This is a genomic window from Mesorhizobium sp. M7A.F.Ca.ET.027.03.2.1, from assembly GCF_003999175.1.
Lineage (GTDB): Bacteria > Pseudomonadota > Alphaproteobacteria > Rhizobiales > Rhizobiaceae > Mesorhizobium.
Map to the genome: position 1 here is coordinate 1 of NZ_RZOM01001334.1, position 1,385 is coordinate 1,385.

Below are 1,385 nucleotides of genomic sequence, written 5' to 3' on the forward strand. Positions count from 1 at the left end.
CGCTGGGCAAGAGCTATCTCGATGTCCGTCAGGCGCTGGAGGACATCGGCATCGACGAGGCGGCCGCCAACCGCATCGGCGTGCGGCTGTTCAAGGTCGGCTGCCCCTGGCCGCTCGACCTGCATCACATCGCCGATTTCGCCCGCGGCCTCGACACCATTGTCGTCGTCGAGGAGAAGCGCTCGCTGATCGAAGTGCAGCTGCGCGAAAGCCTTTATGGCACTGCCACCCAACCGGTCATTATCGGCAAGAAGGACGAGCGCGGCGACTGGCTGTTTCCGGCCAAGGGCGCGCTCGATCCCAACGAGATCGCCATTGCGCTTGGCGAGAGGATCGTCAGGACCATCGGCCCGTCCGAAGAGATTTCGGCGCGGGTGGCGAAGCTGCGCCAGTTCCAGGCAATGCTCACCGAGGCCACCGACATCGGCTCGCGCACACCGTTCTTCTGTTCCGGTTGCCCGCATAATTCGTCCACCAAGGTGCCGGACGGCTCTATCGCCGCGGCCGGCATCGGCTGCCACTTCATGGCGCTGTGGATGGACCGCAACACCGTCGGTTTCACGGCCATGGGCGGCGAGGGCGCGCAATGGGTCGGCCAGGCGCCGTTCTCCAAGCGCGAGCACATCTTCCAGAATCTCGGCGACGGCACCTACAACCATTCCGGTACGCTGGCGATCCGCTTCGCGCTGTCGAGCGATGCCAACATCACCTACAAGATACTCTACAATGACGCCGTCGCCATGACCGGCGGCCAGCCGCACGAAGGCGGCCTGACCGTCGACATGATCGCCAGGCAGGTGCGCGCCGAAGGCGTCGACCGCATCGCCATCGTCACAGATGAGCCCGGCAAATATGCCGGCAAGGCCGAATTCCCGGCCGGCGCCACCATCCATCACCGCGATGACCTCGATCTCGTCCAGCGCGAGCTGCGCGACGTCAAGGGCGTTTCGGTGCTGCTCTACGACCAGACCTGCGCCGCCGAAAAGCGCCGCCGCCGCAAGCGCGGCACCTTCCCCGATCCCGACAAGCGGGTCTTCATCAACGAACTGGTCTGCGAAGGCTGCGGCGATTGCGGCGTACAGTCGAACTGCGTCTCGATCCAGCCGGTCGAGACCGAATTCGGCCGCAAGCGCAAGATCGACCAGTCGAGCTGCAACAAGGATTTCTCCTGCGTCAACGGCTTCTGCCCGTCCTTCGTCACCGTGCACGGCGCCAAGATCCGCAAGGCCGAGGGCCTGGCCGGCAAAGCCGATCCGCTGGAAGGCGTGCCCATGCCGGCGCAATTCCCGCTCAGCGACCAGGGCTGGGCGGCGATCATCGACGGCGTCGGCGGCACCGGCGTCGTCACCGTCGGTGCGGTGCTTGGTATGGCGGCGCATCTGGAG

The 1,385-nt window shown here is 65.6% G+C and carries 1 pseudogene; it reads left to right on the forward strand.

Features of this window, described 5'->3' with window-relative positions:
• A pseudogene (locus EN750_RS34395) lies at window positions 1-1,385 on the forward strand (thiamine pyrophosphate-dependent enzyme); the annotation flags it as partial.